Annotated in this window: 15 protein-coding genes and 1 pseudogene; 8 read left to right on the forward strand and 8 right to left on the reverse strand. The window is 44.8% G+C overall.

The features are described from left to right. Positions 1-83: 83 nt before the first annotated feature. Complete coding sequence (locus tag MgSA37_RS04485) at positions 84-512, reverse strand: nuclear transport factor 2 family protein (protein ID WP_157750432.1); 429 nt, start codon at positions 510-512, stop codon at positions 84-86. 197 nt (positions 513-709) lie between these two features. On the opposite strand from MgSA37_RS04485, the gene MgSA37_RS04490 reads away from it, so the two are divergent. Further along, entirely contained in the window at positions 710-1,216 is a 507-nt protein-coding gene (locus tag MgSA37_RS04490) for a YdeI/OmpD-associated family protein (protein WP_096350045.1), read from the forward strand. Between the two features lie 25 nt (positions 1,217-1,241). On the opposite strand, the gene MgSA37_RS04495 is transcribed toward MgSA37_RS04490, so the two are convergent. From MgSA37_RS04495 to MgSA37_RS28090, 3 genes are all read right to left on the reverse strand, one after another. Then, positions 1,242-1,661 carry a type II toxin-antitoxin system VapC family toxin gene (locus MgSA37_RS04495; protein ID WP_096350046.1) on the reverse strand — a complete coding sequence of 140 codons (420 nt, stop codon included), beginning with the start codon at positions 1,659-1,661 and terminating at the stop codon, positions 1,242-1,244. Further along, positions 1,651-1,887, reverse strand: a complete 237-nt coding sequence (locus MgSA37_RS04500) for a DUF6364 family protein (protein ID WP_096350047.1) — start codon at positions 1,885-1,887, stop codon at positions 1,651-1,653. The genes MgSA37_RS04495 and MgSA37_RS04500 overlap by 11 nt, the downstream gene beginning before the upstream one ends. A gap of 79 nt (positions 1,888-1,966) precedes the next feature. Continuing rightward, positions 1,967-2,128, reverse strand: a complete 162-nt coding sequence (locus MgSA37_RS28090; RefSeq protein WP_157750434.1) for a hypothetical protein — start codon at positions 2,126-2,128, stop codon at positions 1,967-1,969. Positions 2,129-2,354: 226 nt separating this feature from the next. Between MgSA37_RS28090 and MgSA37_RS04510 the strand changes: the two genes are divergently transcribed. Continuing rightward, positions 2,355-5,216, forward strand: a complete 2,862-nt coding sequence (locus MgSA37_RS04510; RefSeq protein ID WP_096350049.1) for a DNA gyrase/topoisomerase IV subunit A — start codon at positions 2,355-2,357, stop codon at positions 5,214-5,216. Between the two features lie 615 nt (positions 5,217-5,831). On the opposite strand, the gene MgSA37_RS04515 is transcribed toward MgSA37_RS04510, so the two are convergent. After that, entirely contained in the window at positions 5,832-7,226 is a 1,395-nt protein-coding gene (locus MgSA37_RS04515) for a voltage-gated chloride channel family protein (RefSeq protein WP_096350050.1), read from the reverse strand. Positions 7,227-8,028: 802 nt separating this feature from the next. Here MgSA37_RS04515 and MgSA37_RS04520 point away from each other — a divergent pair. The 5 genes from MgSA37_RS04520 to MgSA37_RS04540 all read left to right on the forward strand — a co-directional run bounded on the left by MgSA37_RS04520 (position 8,029) and on the right by MgSA37_RS04540 (position 14,449). Next, the gene (locus MgSA37_RS04520; RefSeq protein WP_096350051.1) at positions 8,029-9,081 is read left to right on the forward strand and encodes a hypothetical protein; all 1,053 of its coding nucleotides are present in this window, start codon (positions 8,029-8,031) and stop codon (positions 9,079-9,081) included. Between the two features lie 799 nt (positions 9,082-9,880). After that, entirely contained in the window at positions 9,881-10,357 is a 477-nt protein-coding gene (locus MgSA37_RS04525; protein ID WP_157750435.1) for a hypothetical protein, read from the forward strand. A gap of 330 nt (positions 10,358-10,687) precedes the next feature. Beyond that, positions 10,688-11,068 (forward strand): DUF2784 domain-containing protein, encoded by a 381-nt coding sequence (locus tag MgSA37_RS04530; protein WP_096350053.1) that lies wholly within the window; start codon positions 10,688-10,690, stop codon positions 11,066-11,068. Positions 11,069-11,170: 102 nt separating this feature from the next. Next, positions 11,171-12,178 (forward strand): zinc-dependent alcohol dehydrogenase family protein, encoded by a 1,008-nt coding sequence (locus MgSA37_RS04535; protein ID WP_197706083.1) that lies wholly within the window; start codon positions 11,171-11,173, stop codon positions 12,176-12,178. Positions 12,179-12,253: 75 nt separating this feature from the next. Continuing rightward, positions 12,254-14,449, forward strand: coding sequence for an apurinic/apyrimidinic endonuclease family protein (locus tag MgSA37_RS04540; protein WP_197706084.1), 2,196 nt, complete (start codon positions 12,254-12,256; stop codon positions 14,447-14,449). Positions 14,450-14,471: 22 nt separating this feature from the next. Here the strand turns inward: MgSA37_RS04540 and MgSA37_RS04545 are convergent, their stop codons facing one another. The 3 genes and pseudogenes from MgSA37_RS04545 to MgSA37_RS04555 all read right to left on the reverse strand — a co-directional run bounded on the left by MgSA37_RS04545 (position 14,472) and on the right by MgSA37_RS04555 (position 15,956). Continuing rightward, the gene (locus tag MgSA37_RS04545; RefSeq protein ID WP_096350054.1) at positions 14,472-14,846 is read right to left on the reverse strand and encodes a transcriptional regulator; all 375 of its coding nucleotides are present in this window, start codon (positions 14,844-14,846) and stop codon (positions 14,472-14,474) included. Between the two features lie 16 nt (positions 14,847-14,862). Further along, positions 14,863-15,039: pseudogene (locus tag MgSA37_RS29010) on the reverse strand (type II toxin-antitoxin system HigB family toxin); the annotation flags it as partial. Positions 15,040-15,338: 299 nt separating this feature from the next. Beyond that, positions 15,339-15,956: a hypothetical protein gene (locus MgSA37_RS04555; protein WP_096350055.1), complete on the reverse strand. Its 618-nt coding sequence runs from the start codon at positions 15,954-15,956 to the stop codon at positions 15,339-15,341. Between the two features lie 255 nt (positions 15,957-16,211). Between MgSA37_RS04555 and MgSA37_RS04560 the strand changes: the two genes are divergently transcribed. Then, positions 16,212-18,044 carry a glycoside hydrolase family 35 protein gene (locus MgSA37_RS04560; protein ID WP_096350056.1) on the forward strand — a complete coding sequence of 611 codons (1,833 nt, stop codon included), beginning with the start codon at positions 16,212-16,214 and terminating at the stop codon, positions 18,042-18,044. Positions 18,045-18,277: the final 233 nt, after the last annotated feature.

Below are 18,277 nucleotides of genomic sequence, written 5' to 3' on the forward strand. Positions count from 1 at the left end.
TGGAAAGTTGTAATGTGGAAAATATTGCAGCTTCTTTCGGTCTTTCTGACTTAAACTAATCTCTAATCTCCAGTCTCTGATCTCTAACTCACGAATACACTGTAAACATTGGTGATCTTCCAGCCATTGGCGGTATGTGCTATGGTGACGTAATTGCTCCGGGTGAAGTTTTCGAATTTCATATCTACCTTCACAATGGCAATGCCGGCATTGTTTTCAACAACGGTGGTGCTGGTGGTACATTGCTGTTCAACGTTCTTGTTGCTTTGAAAATAGTCGAGCATTTGTTTTTTGCCGAAACTAAGCACCTGTTTACCCCGAACCATGTTAAATGCGGCCGACTGATCCAATACTTCGTTTAAACCGGCTAATTTACCCCTTGTCATGGCGTCAATATAGGTGTTGATCGCATAGTTTTTGGTGAATTTACTATTGTCGTTTGTGTTTGCTTTTACGGCACCGCAAAGTGCAAGCATGGCCAGGCCAAGCATCATTGTTTTTAAAGTTTTCATGATATTATAATTTAAATTGTTGTGTTGATTTATATACTTACAAGACACAAATACTAATTGATTAGTTACAATAAAAGCGTCTTTAATGCTATATTTAACAGTTTTTAACAAGTCTTAAGTCGTTAGTCTAAAATCCTGAGTCCATTGTGGCTTTTTTCTTGACTCAAGACTTGCGACTTTAGACTCAAGACTAAAAAATGATCGACTTTACCACCATTATGCTGCAGTTTGCGGAGCAGGGCGAAAAAACCGGCTGGACCTATATCGAGATCCCTGCTGATATCGCGCAGCAACTGAAACCCGGTACCAAAACCTCCTTCAGGGTGCGGGGTATGCTGGATAGTTGCGCGGTTAACGGGATGGCCCTAATGCCTATGGGCGGCGGTGATTTTATTATGGCGTTAAAAGCAGATGTACGAAAACGTCTCCATAAAAACGCGGGCGCTATGCTGCATGTAGTGATAGAAGAAGATACCGACTATAAGGTTGAGGTGCCCGACGACCTGCAGGAATGTTTTGATTTTGAACCCGAAGCGCTGGATTTTTTTAATAGCCTGCCCAAATCACACCGCGATTATTTTATCAAATGGATAGATGGCGCAAAAACCAATGAGACGCGCGCAAAGCGCATTGTAAATACAGTAAACGCCATGTTGCGCAAGTGGCGCTACAACGATATGATGCGGGCGATGAAGAAGGAATAGTTTTTTATGCTGTTTGGTAAAAGCCCTAAGTCAACACCCGGATAAACTCGGATGGTGTCAGCACAGGCAAAACCGAAATACTGTCTTTTTGCAGTTGCTTGTCCCTCGAAATAAAATAATCAATTTTATGATGTATGGCTGCGTAATACTGAAGGGCATCTTCAATATCATCTATCTTTGAATGTAAAGCAACCAATGCTATTTCATGGGGTGCATCAATAACAGCTATATCTGCCAGAAAACTGATCAGTAATGTTTTAGCCGTTTTGTTCCCATAAGCTTTTGCTATCCAATAACCCACTATGTGTAAAACAGAGGTGGTTATAAAGGCATTTACTTTTTTAGTGGCCACCATATTTAATACTGCTTCGGCTTCGTCGAAATCCGGGCGTTTCAATGTATAATCAAGTAATATATTGGCGTCCAGAAATATTTTAACCGCCATGTTTAGGATCGTTATAATATAAATCTTTAAGGTCTGCCTTCGGGTCGATATGATGTTCGCCTAATTCTTTCACCAGGTCGATAAAGTTTTTTCGTTTCACAGGTCTCGTAATCTCTTTTAAATAGCTTTCAACCAGTTCGGAGATACTCGTGTGATGCTTCTCCGCATATTGCTTCGTGCTTGCTATCAGGCTTTCTTCTATCGTTAAGTTTAAACGGCTTTTCATAAATCAAATATACGCATAAATTTAAAACATGCGCATGATGCTGCATTTGGTCGCTCAAAAAATATTACAGCAAAAAATATCAATCTTTTATGTCGGCTTTGGTATCTTCACTTTCTGAATCGGGAAGGTCAGCTAATTCATCATCTTCACTGACTTGAAATTTTAACCCCATACCCGTTAATATAGCCTGTACTTCAAGCATATCTTCTTCTTTATCTATTTGTATTTTCAGTTTTGTCATATTATCAAAATTAATAAAATGGCAGGAGTGGTCACAATTTAAGCGGTAAATTCTGGCCAAAGTATAAACCCGCCAACTCTTTTTAATCGGCACATCTGAAATCTGCACATCTGCACATCAAAATATGTTGAAATGTCTCCGGGTGTTTAAAAATCCCCTCATCTAAAATCCGCACATCTCCACTATAACCTTTATCTTTACCCATTCCTAATTTTTTTTATTTAGAATGAGTGACGATCTGAGCGAAAATCAATTGCCTGCTGACCAAGACGATAAACTGCATAACATAACTTCACTCGACGGCCTGTACGAAAACTGGTTCCTGGATTACGCTTCTTATGTCATCCTCGACCGCGCCGTTCCGCACATCAATGATGGTTTAAAGCCCGTGCAGCGCCGGATCCTGCACTCGCTGAAGGAAATGGACGACGGGCGCTTTAACAAAGCCGCCAACGTTATCGGTAATACCATGAAGTACCACCCGCATGGGGATGCCTCAATCGGTGACGCCATGGTGCAGATAGGCCAGAAGAACCTGCTGATTGATTGCCAGGGTAACTGGGGCGATCCGGTAACCGGCGACTCCGCGGCAGCGCCACGTTATATCGAGGCCCGGCTCTCCAAATTTGCGCTTGATGTTGTTTTTAACCCGGACACTACCGACTGGCAGGCCAGCTATGATGGCCGTAACCGCGAGCCGATCACACTTCCCGTTAAGTTCCCCTTATTGCTTGCACAAGGCGCCGAAGGTATTGCGGTGGGTTTGGCTACAAAGATCTTACCTCATAATTTTATTGAACTGCTGGATGCTTCTATTGATGTATTAAAAGGCATTACGCCCAACCTGATGCCCGATTTCCCTACCGGTGGCATGGCAGATGCATCGGCCTACAACGACGGGCAGCGCGGCGGCAGGGTGCGTATCCGGGCCAAGATAGTAGAACGCGATAAAAAGACTTTAGCCATTACCGAGATCCCTTTCAGCACCACCACAGGCGGGCTGATGGAAAGCATTGTCGCGGCTAACGAAAAGGGCAAGATCAAGATCAAAAAGATAGAGGATAACACCGCTAACACAGTAGAGATTATTGTACACCTGGCGCCGGGGATCTCGCCGGATGTTACCATTGATGCCCTGTATGCCTTTACCGATTGCGAGGTTTCCATATCGCCCAACACCTGCGTGATCCAGCACGATAAGCCCCGCTTTATGAGCGTGAACGATATGTTGAGCGAAAGCACGCATAACACCCGCAGGCTGCTGAAAATGGAACTGGAGATAAAGCTGAAGGAACTGATGGAGAAAATATTCTTCAGCTCGCTGCTTAAGATCTTTATCCAGGAGGGGATGTACAAGCACCCCGACTACGAAACTTCAACCAATTTTGATGTGGTGGTAGAGGTATTGAACCGCTTGTTTACTCCGTTTTTTCCGCAGTTTTACCGTACTATTGAGCCGGAAGATTATAAAAAGCTGATCGATAAACCGATGAGCAGTATCACCCGTTTCGACGTAAAGAAAACGGATGAACAGATCAAAAACCTTGAAGGCGAGATAAAAGAAGTAAAACATCACCTGAAACATTTAACCGATTATACCATTGCCTGGTTCCTTAAACTGAAGGAAAAGTATGGCAAGGGCCGCGAACGCAAAACCGAGCTGCGCACCTTTGATAGGGTTGAAGCGGCACAGGTGGCATTGGCTAACGTGAAGCTATACGTAAACCGTGATGACGGCTTTATCGGCACCGGGTTAAAGAAGGATGAATTTGTTTGCGATTGCTCGGATATCGACGAAATTATTGTTTTCAGGGCCGATGGCAAATGCATGATCTCCAAGGTGCAGGACAAAGTTTTTGTCGGTAAAGAGATCATCCATGTAGCCGTATTTAAAAAGAACGACGAGCGCACCGTTTATAACATGATCTATAAAGACGGGCAAAGCGGGGTAAGTTATATCAAGCGTTTCTCGGTAGTAGGCGTAACCCGCGATAAGGAATACGACCTGACCAAAGGCACCAAAGGTACGCGGGTGCAATATTTTACAGCCAACCCTAACGGCGAGGCCGAGATCGTTAACATCCAGCTAAAGCCGCATAGCAAGCTCAAAAAGCTGCAGTTTGATGAGGATTTTGCCGCTATCGCGATAAAAGGCCGTGCTTCGATGGGTAATATCGTTACCAAATATCCTGTCAAGAAAATTTTACTGAAATCAAAAGGCGTTTCCACCCTTGCCGGGCGGAAGATCTGGTATGATGATATTTTAAAACGATTGAATGCCGACGGCCGTGGTAAGTACCTGGGCGAATTTGACGGCGATGATAAGATCTTAACCGTTTTAAGCACCGGCATTTACGAGCTCACCAGTTTCGACCTGAACAATCACTTTGATGATAAGATGATCCTGATCGAAAAATATAACCCGGAGAAAGTTTATTCGGTAGTGCATTTTGAGGGAAAATCAAAAAACTACCTGGTAAAGCGCTTTGTGTTTGAGAACACTGCCATAGGCAAACAAACCAGCATCATCAGCGATGAAAACGGCTCAAAACTCATCATTATTTCCGGCGCAAAAAGCCCGGTAGTAAAAGTTGACCAGCTGCGGGGTAAAGAACAGGCCCCCGAAACCGTTGAAATTGAACTGGCTACCCTGATTGATGTTAAAGGCATGAAAGCCATGGGCAACCGCCTGAGCCAGCAATTGGTGAAAAAGGTAGAGCTGTTAGCCGCTGGTGAGGAAGAAGAACCGGAAGCGATAGTTGACGACCTTGAAGGAGATGATCCCGGAGAATTAGAAACCGATAGAGCAATCGTGGATGATTCGGAAGCAGCAGAAACTGAGGAAGCCGCGGAAGAAAAGCCTGCAGCACCGGAAGTAAAAGCGCCAAAGCCCAAAGCTGAGCCAATAAAACCTGTTGCGGAAAAACAAGTAGAACCTCCTGCGAAAGCGGTGGAACCTGTTAAAGAAGAACCGGGGGAGCCCGCCAAAGAAGAACCAGCGCCGGCTCCGCATAAAAAAGTAGATTTTGAGATCACCAACCCTGATGATATCGAAATTGACGATAAGGGCCAGTTAGGTTTGTTTTGAGATAGATAAATCAACGCTGGTTTGATTTAAGAATTGGATATCATGTCGTATGCTCCCATGAGTCAATGTCATTAAGTTAAGGGGGATTTATTTTCTCAGAGCACCTTTAGGTGCCTGATATTGGTAGAAAATATAAAAGAAGGGATAGCACGCCGTCGGGTCAATGTCGTTAAGTTATGCAAGATATGCTCTAAAATTATTTTTTGCCCTCTTTTTTGCAGGGCAAAAAAGAGGGCAGATCGAGCGCAGCGATGATCGGGTGAGTTAACCCCGGCGGACACTACCACCAATGCGGGGCGGCGAGTCTACTCACCCCGACTGCGCTACGCTGGTCGCCCCTCTCTTCCGCCAGCGGAAAAGAGAGGTAAGACAAATATTTCCCTTAACTTAATGACATTGCCCACAGGCGGACTAACGCTTTGTAGCACGTTATTCAAACGTTATTTTTGCTGCGTCAGTGGCTACCCAATTCGCGAAGGGTAGCCACTGACGTGGCAAATTATCCTTGTATTTGGTTTCTACAAAGCGGTAGCCCCGATGGGGCAAAGATTTTTCTTCTTGAATTTACATTAAACTACTGGTCGAACGGATCGTATACAATAATCTGTCCTTCCCTTATTTCTTTTTCTTCAATTGCAGGCGGTATTTCCGTAATTTCTGGTGCATGTAGCCCCGGCGTTTAAGCGCATCCGCCAGCGAGGCCTCATTGGAATAATTGGGGTCAAATATTTTAGGCACGGCAATGCGTTGCGAACTGTAAATGCCCGAATGTCCGCTAAAAAAATAAGCCGTAAAACAGGCGACTGCAAATAACAAAGCATATTCGCCGCCAAACAGTTCAACCCCCATAAAGGTGCAGGCCAGTGGGGTATTGGTGGCCCCGGCAAACACGGCGATGAAGCCCAAAGCGGCAAACAAACCTACCGGGGCATTTAGTAAACCGGCAAGGGTATTGCCTAAAGTAGCGCCGATGTAAAAGAGTGGGGTAACCTCGCCGCCTTTAAAACCTGTGCCGAGGGTAACGGTGGTATAAACCGTTTTCCACAGCCAGCTCCAGGTATCGGCCCCGCCAGCACTAAATGCAGAAGGGATGGTTACCGCGCCGGGATGCTCCGCATCAACCCCTAAACTTAAATAATCGTGCTTGCCGATAAGCAGCGTAAGGCCGATGATCGCCAGGCCGCCAAAAACCGGGATCATCCATTTATATTTAAAAAGTTTAAGGCAAACGTTTTTAATCTCGTTTACCATGCCTGCAAACAGGAAACTGGCCAAACCAAAAGCCGCCGAAGCTACAATTACCTTGCCCAGCAGCAGCATATCAAAATGCAGGTAGCCGTTAAGCGCATTGGTAGTGTGTGTAAAGGCAGCAATATGGTATTGCACATGGGTTACGTGCCAGGCGCCGACCGTTATATCAGCCACTACGGCGGCTATTAAAGCGGGCAAAAGGGCGTCGTACTGGATCCTGCCGATGGTTAACACTTCCATGGCAAACACCGCCCCGGTTAAGGGTGTACCAAACACCGCCCCGAAACCTGCCGCAATGCCGGCGATGAGCACCATGCGCATATCTTTCCCCTTCAGTTTAAACCAGCCGCCAAACATGGCCGCAATACTGCCGCCAATTTGCACCGCTGTCCCTTCGCGACCGGCAGAGCCACCAAACAGGTGGGTAATAATGGTAGTGCCTAAAATAACGGGCGCCATTTGTTTGGGCACGCCGCCGCCTTCTTCGTGGATCTGTTCGGTAATCAGGTTATTGCCTTTTTCGGACGATTTGCCAACCGACTGGTAAATAAAATGGATGAGCACCCCCGCCACCGGCAGCAAATACAACAGCCACGGATGACCGAACCTGAAATGGATAGCCGCGCTTAACAACCACAGGAAAAACGCCACCACGCTCCCAATTGCAATGGCTATGGGCACCACCAGGACGGTCCACCGGATGAGGTGTTTAAATATGGCGAAGTGTTCTTTTAAGGGGATGGAGTTGTTTTCAGTCATGTTTGATGCAGAAAGCCGGGGTACCCGGCCGGTGTATTTTTGTATGATTTTGTACGATTTGCATTTTTCACCTGCAAAATAATAAAATCAACAGCAATATTGAGGGGGTGTGATTGTTTTATTGTTTTATTGTTTTATTGTTGTATTGCTGTATTGTGGTATGGTGTGATACAGCGATACAGGGCGATACAAAAACGTTACAGCATGTCATCCAAACAAAAAAGTTGTCATTTCGACCGTAGGGAGAAATCTTAAACGCCATGCATCCGGACTATGCAGGGTGGTATTGTCAAGGTGTATAAGATTTCCCGCTCGCGCTCGAAATGACAAAGTGGGGGTGTTTGTATTGTTGTATCGTATACTGGCGATACAAAAACCATAAAATACATCAATGATGAACAGTAAGCGCGACGGGTGTCATGGTGAGGTTCTCGAACCAGGGTGCGGTGGGTTGACGAATGCCAGGTAGAAGATGATCCCGTATGCAAGGCGGTAATGCATTGGAGGGCTAAGGCCTTTGCGCGCTATGGTTCCCTTCGATTCACTCAGGGCAGGCTTCGCCTCACCATGACACCCATTTGTATTGCGTTGCATTGCCGCATCGTGCTATGCCGAAACAAGTTCGGCATTACATTCTTATCTATTTTCATCTCCGCAGATTCGGGCGGCGGACCTCTGCACTGCAATATGCCAAGGGAATCTTCTGAAAATATGGCCAACTCGCAGCTATTAAACTAAAATAGGCGCTTTGATGATTTTTAAAATTTGCCTATATTTACACCAAACTTTATCCAAATAAAATATGAATTTGAAACACTTTCATCATGTACTAATTTGCACAATATTTCTTTTTACAGCTTGTTCAAAAAAACAAACACCAAGCCCGGAAACTAAAACCCCAACAACTCCAATAACTGATACGGTTGTGTATGCAGCCGGCTATGTTAACAATAGTGCCGGTAATAAGGTAGCTACCTATTGGAAAAATGGCACTCCTGCTACGGTGGTAAATTCATCCTCTCCTTCATCGCTAACTTCCATAGCCGTTTCCGGCACTGATATTTATGTTGCCGGTTTTTATACTGCTGTTAACGGCTATCAGGTTGCTGCGGTTTGGAAGAATGGTGTTGTTACCAAACTTACCGATAGTGTAGCTAATTGCGGCGTTAATGCTATGACTGTGGTAGGAAACGATGTTTATTTAACCGGCTATATTTCTGACCCCAGCGGAAAGACAACTGCAACTTTCTGGAAAAATGGCGTAGAAACATTGCTTGACAGCAGTCCCAATAAATCATTTGGCCAGGGTATAGCAGTAAACGGAAGTGACATATATATTTCAGGTTACATAACCAATAATTCGGGCCTTTCTTTGGCGGTTTACTGGAAAAATGGCACGGTTACAGTTCTTGATTCTTCAACTGGTTCTGGGGCGCTGGTTATAGCAACATCCGGGAGCGACATATATGCAGCCGGTTACGCTGTTAACAATACCCCATTCTACCTGATGGCTACTATCTGGAAAAATGGCATCCTGCAGGCACTTGCCGGGGGGCCATCCTACTCTTATGTCTCCGGCATAGCCGTGCAAGGAAATGATGTTTATGTAATAGGTAATACTTATCCGCCCACAGGTAATACTAATACGGCACTTATCTGGAAAAATGGCAAAGAAACGCCGTTGACAGATGGTTCGTTATATTCATATGCTAACGGAATTACTCTTTTAGGCAGCGATGTATATATTGCCGGTGATTATTTAGGCGGAAATGCGGTGTATTGGAAGAATGGAGCGCCGGTAAAACTCGCTAACGCCAGATCTTCTGCAAATAGTATAGCTGTTGTTGTTCAATAAATGGATTTTCGTCCTCGCATGGTCACCTCAATGCTATTAAGTTAAGAAATTATGATTTTTTTGATTGCGCCGTCAGGTGCAAAATATTGGTAGAAAAATAGATAATAAACGAAAAGCGTGCCATCGGTACGCAACAATTGAAGCGGCATTAGCGCTAATGCATTGCGTTAGGTTCCGTACCTATGGCCAATGTCATTAAGTTAAGGAATTTTAATATCGAACACCCAATGCCGAATATTGAATAATGAAGTAAGAAACTTCGAAATTCGACATTCAAAATTCATTATTCGATATTAATTCCCTTCACTTTTTCCTTAACTTAATGACATTGACCTATGGCACGGGAATATCTGATTATTTTTTTCTACCAATATTAGCCCCCGATGGGGGCCGGTCACCTTAACTTAAAAGCATTAATGGTCACCTGAAAGAGACCCTGCGTAGCCGTCAAATAAATGGCAATATTAGGGGAGTGAATGTTTATTGTGAAATGGTGCGCCCGCAAAAACCTGCAAAATGCCTCACCATGACACCCCTTTTTGTTTTGCTGGATTGTTGTATCGTGCTGTATTGTTAGATTGTTGTATTGTTGGATTGTTGTATTGTGTGATACGGCGATACAGGGCGATACGCCTCTCCTGTCATCCCGATGTATATCGGGATCTCACATACCGGGCAGCTGTCAGGTGTGCCAACATGCATTGGCGGGTTATGTATCTGCGGGCTACCTATCAGTTGGCTACCTGTCCGTGGGGTGCTGAAACAAGTTCAGCATGACATTCTTTTTTTATTCATAACTTTGGATAAACCTTTCTTTAATGGACCTTTCATTCATTCCCAAACTAAAGTTAAACTTCAGTATTACCCAAACAACCAGTATCACACCAAAACAACAATTAGTTTATTAGTAGCAGAATTAGAGGACAGAGAATATAAGATACTTGATGAAACCAATAACAGCCTGGTATTTTATAGCAGCGCCTGGAGGCTCAGATGGAATTTCCAGCGTAATATTGCACTAAATGGCGGCAATGCCGATGTCGGGATTTCTCAAGACGGCAACGCCATAATTTTTAACTATTACGTTGACTTCTTCCCTTTGTCTCTATTGGCAACTTTTGCGGTAATTTTAAGTATTACCAACCGCGATTATTATGCGGCTTTGCTTGCTGTTTGCATTTGCATTTTAAATGGTGTAATATTAATTGTCCGGGCTAAATGGGCAGCTAAAAGAATATTAAAAAAAATACTCTTCCGTCCCCGCAGGGTCTCCTGAAAGGGACCCTGCGCAAGGAGATGTAAGAGCAACGCAGGGTCCTCTGCGAGAGACCCTGCGGCGACGCCCCCCTTTTGCTAAATCCCTTTTCTCGTCCGTTTATAAATTGACCCAAATTTGCTGTTTTTGTGAAGTTATTCTTTCATAAGTGCCTCATTTTCAATATTACGATGGTGTCCCAGGTGTCCCAGGTGTATTCTTGTATTCATGTGGTTCACCTGGTTTACCGTTGCCCGGCACTGTATCCTTGTATCGAACCATCCAACCATACAACCCTACAACCATCCAACATTAAAATAAAATCACTAATTTGTGATGCCAAAATAAACTATGGACCGCTTACTTGATGTGCTTTTAACCATTGTGCATTGCCTGATTATCGGGTTTAACCTGTTTGGCTGGGTGTGGAAACCGCTGCGCAGGGCACACCTTATTTGTATCGGCATTACGGCTGCCTGCTGGTTTATCCTTGGCATTTGGTATGGCATTGGCTATTGCCCCGTTACCGACTGGCAATGGCACATTAAAGAGCAACTGGGCGAACATCATCTGCCGGCCTCGTTTATCACTTATTATGCCGATAAGATCAGCGGCAGGCAAATTGATGAAACGCTGATCAGCAATATTACTGCGGCAAGCTTTTTTCTTGTAGCAGCTGTTTCGGTTTACCTGAATTTTATAAAAAAGAAAGCAACAAGTTCGACGCATTAACCCATGTTTTTTATCAATTGGGGTTGATTTCCTGTTGAGCGAAAAGAGGCAGGCCGACCGAATATTTTAGTATTTTTATGGTCATCTAACTATAAAAAATCAATGGAAAAACTACCGGAAAAAATGCGGGCAATGGTATTCGAAAAACCTGGTGAACCGCTGCACCTTAAAGAGGTGGCTATACCAAAGCCAGGCCCAAACCAGGTATTGGTTAAAGTAATAGCCTGCGGCGTTTGCCGTACCGACCTGCATATTCTGGATGGGGAACTGAATAAACCCAAACTGCCGCTAATACCGGGGCACGAAATTGTAGGTTCGGTAATCAAAACGGGCGACCAGGTTTCGGGGATAAACGCCGGCGATTTAGTGGGCGTACCCTGGGTAGGCTACACCTGCGGGCATTGTAAATACTGCAAAGCCGGGAAAGAGAATTTATGCGAAAATGGCGAATTTACAGGCTATACCGTAAACGGCGGCTATGCGGAATACACGGTTGCCGATTACCGGTATTGCTTTCATCTCCCGCTGGCGCATTCAGGGCCCGAAGCGGCGCCATTGCTTTGCGCCGGGCTCATCGGGTACCGCTCATACCGGATGGCCGATCCTTCGGCGGTTAATATAGGGATGTACGGCTTCGGAGCTGCAGCCCATATCCTTATCCAGGTGGCCAATCAGCAGGGAAAAAAAGTATTTGCATTTACCCGGCCCGGCGATACGGTTTCGCAGCAGTTTGCGCACAGCCTAGGCGCCTTTTGGGCAGGGGATACCAGCCAAACGCCGCCCGAACAACTGGATGCGGCTATCCTGTTTGCCCCGGCCGGCGACCTGGTGCCGAAAGCATTACAGGTGTCGGATAAAGGCGCGTCCATCATCTGCGGCGGCATTCATATGAGCGACATCCCGTCTTTTTCGTACGATTTGTTATGGGGCGAACGGATCATCCGCTCGGTTGCCAACCTGACCAGGAACGACGGGCGCGATTTTTTTGAACTATTGAAGAACATTAATGTAAAAACCGAAACAGAATTTTTTAAACTTGAGGATGCCAACCAGGCGCTTGATAAACTGCGAAAGGGCGATATTAACGGTGCTGCTGTTTTGATCCCGTAAAAGGCTGTCGACCTGAAGCATAAACTTTAAAAGAAAACCGCTAATTTGCCTTGCATATCCTTTTAAAAATAGAACATGAATTTAAAGACAATAGGCTTAGTATGCATGTTTACTGCCTTTTTTTGCCAGGGGGCAACTGCGCAGCCCTTGCCGGTATGGAACAATCCGACCCAAAAAACAAATACCGGCGACTGGCTCATTACCCAACCGGCGGCAAAGGCGCAGGTTTTTACCAGCAATAACGGCCGCGGGGTTATCCTGTACAATGGCCTGCTGAAACGGGTTTTCAGGATAAGCCCTAACGTGGCCTGTATTGACTATGAGAATTTAAGCAACGGCCGCCAGTTGCTGCGTTCGGTTAAAGCCGAAGCCCGGCTAACCATTAACGGGAAGGAGTACAACATAGGCGGCCTATATGGGCAAAAGGAAAACGCCTACATCCTGCCTTCGGGATTGGATAAACTGAAGCCCGGTAGCAACGATTTTCAGTTTGTTGATTATACTGTTAATTCCATCGAACCATACCTTGACTGGAAAACCAGGTTCTGGATCCCCGCCATGCCCAAAGCATCGGGCAAAATGATCTCGTTTAGGTACAAAGCCCAAGCGACCGAACTTGCCGGGCTGGAAGTAAAGATGAATTATGAGCTGTATGATGGGATCCCGCTGATAGAAAAATCGCTTACTATCGAAAATAAAGGCGGAAAGGTTTTTAAGATCAACCGCGTAGTGAACGAGGTATTGGGCATGGTGGAAGAGGAAAGCGCCGTAGTGGGCAAGCCGGAGGACATGAAAAAGAACCAGGGTATTTACTTTGAAACCAATTATGCCTTTAACAATGCCATGCGCTATGCCCTGAGCGACCAGGTTACCCACTGGAAGGTGGATACCGCCTATACTTCGCAGGTAAATTACGACCTGCAGACACCCTGCCTGTTGGAGATCTACCCGGAGCAGGGTCCGGGCGTGGAGTTACAACCCGGCGGGGTATTTAACTCCGTCCGCACCAATGAATTGCTGATGGATAGTTACGATAAGGAGCGGCGTGGGCTTATGGTTCGTAAGATGTATCGGGTCATTGCTCCCTGGACGACTGCCAACCCTATTTTTATGCATTTGGTTAGCAAAAATGATGAGGATGTGCGCAGGGCGGTCGACCAGTGTGCTGCCACCGGCTACGAGGCGGTGATCCTGAGTTTTGGCAGCCATTTAAACATGGAGGATACCAGCGCGGCCAATTTAAAACGATGGAAAGAACTGGCGGATTATGCCCATAGCAAGCGCATCCGGATAGGGGGCTATGATTTGTTTAGTTCGAGGAGGATCAGTGACACAGATGACGTTATCGACCCAAAAACCGGTAAACCCGGCGGTGCGCTGTTTGGCAATGCGCCATGCTTCGGCAGCAAATGGGGACTGGCTTTCAGGGATAAGATTAAAAAGTTTTTTAACGAAACTGATTTTGATATTTGGGAGAATGACGGCCCGTACCCCGGTGATCTGTGTGCCTCAACCACCCATCCCGGTCATAAAGGGTTGGATGATTCGCAATGGCAGCAAATGGAGATCCAAAAAGAGCTTTACCACTGGCTAAACAGGCGGGGCATCTACATTAACGCGCCCGACTGGTATTTTTTGGATGGTACCAATAAAATAGCCATCGGCTACCGCGAAGTGAATTTTTCGCTGCCGCGGGAGGATCAGAAGATCCTGAACCGGCAAAATATTTACGATGGCACCTGGGAAAAAACACCATCGATGGGCTGGGGCTTTGTACCGCTAACCCGTTACCAGGGCGGCGGCCCCGAAGCGGTGCTGGAACCCTTAAGCGGGCACCTGGATGATTACAAAGCCCTGATGATGGAATATTATGGGTCGGGCGTGCAGGCCTGTTACCGCGGCCCAAGGCTCTACGATACGGAACAAACCAAACAAACGGTAATAGGGGTGATCAGCTGGTACAAAAAATACCGGGAGATTCTGAATGCAGACATTATCCACCTGCGCCGTGCCGACGGCAGGGATTGGGACGGGATATTGCATGTAAACCCTCAGTTAAAAATAAAAGGATTGGCAATGCTGTATAATCCCACCAATAAAGCCATCACCAGGCATATCCAATTACCGCTTTATTATACGGGTTTAAAGCTTAGCGCAACCATCCGCCAATTGGAAGGCCCGGCAAAAGTATACCGGTTGAACAGGGATTATAGTGTTGGTATAGCCTGTACTATCCCGGCCAATGGGTATACCTGGTTAACGATAGAATAGGCGTGCAATAAATTTTAAGATTTTACAAATGCTGCAAAATAAAATCAGCATCTACTTTTAATTCGGTGTACACCGCTTTCAGGAAATCTACATCGGGCTTTTGTTTGCCGTTCAAAATGAGCGAGAGCTTTGCATCACTGATTTTTAGCTTTTTTGCAAGGCTTTTTTGTTTTAAGCGCATTTCGTACATCTTCATCTCAATCATCCCGGTAAGTGTTTTAGGCGCTTCAACTATATATTTTTGCTGTTCGTATTGCTGTGCAGCAAGTGCCAGTTGCCTTATTTCTTCCAGCTCCTCTTTCGAAACATTATTGCTTCCTTTAGCCATCAGGCCATCAATTTTAGCCATTACGGTAGTGTAATCGCTATCATCATTAATCACTTTATTATGTTCCATAATAATAACTGGCTCCTTAAACCTGTGAACAATCTTTTAATTTATCATATGCCGCATGGGTGCCAATAAAACGTACATAAACCGTTCTGAAATCAAAAAATATCATTGCAACCAACCTGTATGTATTTCCTCTTATATTAAAAACATATCTATCATTCCCCACTGCATCAACTGTGTTAAACATTTTCTTTACGTCATGGTAATTTTACCAATCGGCCATCAGAACTAACCGGTACCAGTTATTTAATGCATCTTCTGCATCGGCGTGAGCCTCAAAATAAGAACGAAGCGTACCATAACTTATCAAAATCATAGGTGGTAAAGTTTGACAAATATAAAATTTAGATTTATTAAAAACAATTTAGATTTTCTAAAAAATAGATATTGCATAAAACAGGTAAACCGTTTAACAGGTATAGTGTAATCAGGGTTCATAAAGTAATCGGGTTTAAATTCTTAGTTCTGCATTAAACCCTTTTATCTATGAATAGCTTAGCCCCTGATAGGTGTTTGCACCCGTGTAGTTGGCGTTGTTGCCGCCGTAGCCTGCTTGTTTTCAGTGGCTTTTAACGTTGCGTATACGCCCGAACTAACGCCCAGCAGAATGAGGTTATTGGCAGAAATAACGGGGATAACATGATCAGGGTTAAAATGACCGCTAAGGTTGATCAGTACATTGATGATAAACCAGATGCCAAAAACAAGGTTGAACACTACCGTTTGAAAACGATGTACATTTACCCCGTTTTTATCCGATAAAATATCGAGGAAGAAATTATCGCCCTGCATATCCTGTGCAAGCCCGCTTATATTAGGATTGGTTTGATCGCTTACATCAATTAAAGTAGCGCCAATGGTAGTTGCCGAACTGATGCCGAGCAGATAAAGTGTGGACGCATCGAATGTTGGCGCCGTCCCTTTTGAAATAATAATGATACTGATGAAGGACGTAAGTACAATGACCGTCCACCAGGCTAATTGTACCCGCGAGAAACTGTAAGGGCGGGGCAAAGCAGTCCCATTATCGCGCAGCATAAAATAATACCGGTCGAAAATAAAAACTAAAGCAAACAGGACAATAAATGTTGCCCAAAAAATTAAATAGTTCATACGTTGTGATTTTAAAGAAAGGTTAAAGAAGCGGCCTACTCTATGTTCCGTTTTCGGCTCCCCGGTTTTTTAGGTTTGTTTTCTGATTATTAGCGTTTTAACTGGTTTTAAATATAAAGCTACAAAAAATATAACGGCTAATGCAACTGTCTTTTTAAGAAAATTTTGCCCTTGTTTTGGGTGGATGAGCGCCGGTATGCCTATATTTAAAGCGTTTATGAAGGCATTGCCTTTTATTAATACGAACTGATGCTCATGAAAAAACTATTCTGCTCTTTCTTCGCTATAACCTTACTGATTAACATCTGCGTTGCTCAAAAAGCCAAACATACTTTTGCTTTGGGCGATTCCACCTTTTTGCTGGACGGGAAACCGCTGCAGTTGATCTCGGGCGAGATGCATTGCACCCGGATACCCCGCGCTTACTGGCGCGCGCGCATGAAAATGGCCAAAGCAATGGGCCTCAACACCATCGGCACCTATGTTTTCTGGAATGCCGAAGAGCCGGAAGAAGGTAAATTTGATTTTACCGGTAATAACGATATCGCCGAATTTGTCCGCATCGCCAAAGAAGAAGGCTTGTGGGTAGTACTGCGCCCAAGCCCTTATGCCTGTGCCGAATGGGAATTTGGCGGCTATCCGTGGTGGTTATTAAAGGATAAAACCTTAAAAGTACGCAGCAAGGATCCTAAGTTTTTAAAGTATTACCACGATTATATCATGCAGCTGGGCAAACAACTTTCGCCCTTGCTGGTAACCAATGGCGGTAATATTTTGATGGTGCAGATAGAAAATGAATACGGCTCGTATAGTGATGACAAAGATTACCTGGACATCAACCGTAAGATCTTCAGGGAAGGCGGCTTTAGCGGTCTGCTATTTACCTGCGACGGGCCTTCGCAAATGCCGCGGGGTTATTTGCCCGGTTATTTGCCTGCTGTTAATGGCGAGGATAACCCGAAAGCGGTAAAAACACTTATCAACAAATACCATAATGGCAAGGGGCCATATTATATTGCCGAATGGTACCCGGGCTGGTTTGACAGCTGGGGCAGTGCGCACAACCACAGCAATGCCGACGAAGACGCCAGAAAGCTGGATACAGTTTTGGCGGCTGGTATTTCCATCAATTTATACATGTTTCATGGCGGTACTACCAGGGGTTTTATGAATGGCGCCAATATGAGCAGGACGGAACCTTATTCGCCCCAAACTTCCAGCTATGATTACGATGCCCCGGTGGATGAAGCCGGAAATGCGACGGCTAAGTTTTATAAGTTCAGGTCGGTAATAGAAAAGCATTTGCCTGCTGGTGTAAAACTGCCGCCGGTACCGAAAAAAATCAAGACGATCGCCATTAATAATATTGTATTGAACAGCCAATCTGCCTTATTCAGTAACCTGGGCAAACCTGTAATTGCGGAACACCCATTATGCTTTGAAGATTTGAACCAGGGATATGGCTTCGTTTTATATCGAACCACGTTAAAAAGCGCTGTTAATGGCTTGCTTAAAATTAAGCAACTGCGTGATTATGCTACCATCTACCTTAATGGTAAACGGGTGAGTATTTTAGACAGACGGTTGCGGCAGGACTCTGTACAAATTACAAGTACCGAACCCAACACGGTTTTGGATATTTTGGTTGAAAATAACGGCCGTATCAACTATGGTCCTTATTTAACCGACAACCGCCAGGGCATCACAGAAAAAGTAACTTTAAATAACGACGAGTTAACAGGTTGGAAGATGTATAAATTCCCCTTCGGCACAACAACCGGGTTTAAATATGCTGCCAATAAGGATACTCATGAATTGCAGCCAGCCTTATACAAAGGCTCATTCACCCTTACCAAAACCGGCGATACCTTTTTGGATCTGCATGGCTTCGGCAAAGGCTTTGTGTTTTTAAACGGGCATAACCTGGGCAAATACTGGTTCATAGGGCCGCAGCAAACTTTGTATATCCCTGCATCATGGCTTAAAAAAGGAGTTAATCAGATGGTTGTTTTTGATCAGTTGAAAGGCGGGCATAAAACTATCAAAGCGCTGGATCATCCCGTTTTAAACGAGGGGGTGAAACAATGATTTTTTGGCGGAGTTGGATGATTCAAATTGTCGTTACCTTGGCTAATTGCTTAGCAAACGGAACCTTCGGAATTTGGCTAAAGCCCTTTTGTCGGTACTTTTCTTTATCCATCGGTTAAAACCGACGGCAATGAATGAGCGAAAAATCTTTTTCATTGCCGTCCCTTTTAAGGGACGGTCGAGTAAATAAAGAAGGAATGGCTTTAGCCAAAAATTGCAGACCAAATCATAAT

This window comes from Mucilaginibacter gotjawali (assembly GCF_002355435.1).
Classification (GTDB): Bacteria; Bacteroidota; Bacteroidia; order Sphingobacteriales; family Sphingobacteriaceae; genus Mucilaginibacter; species Mucilaginibacter gotjawali.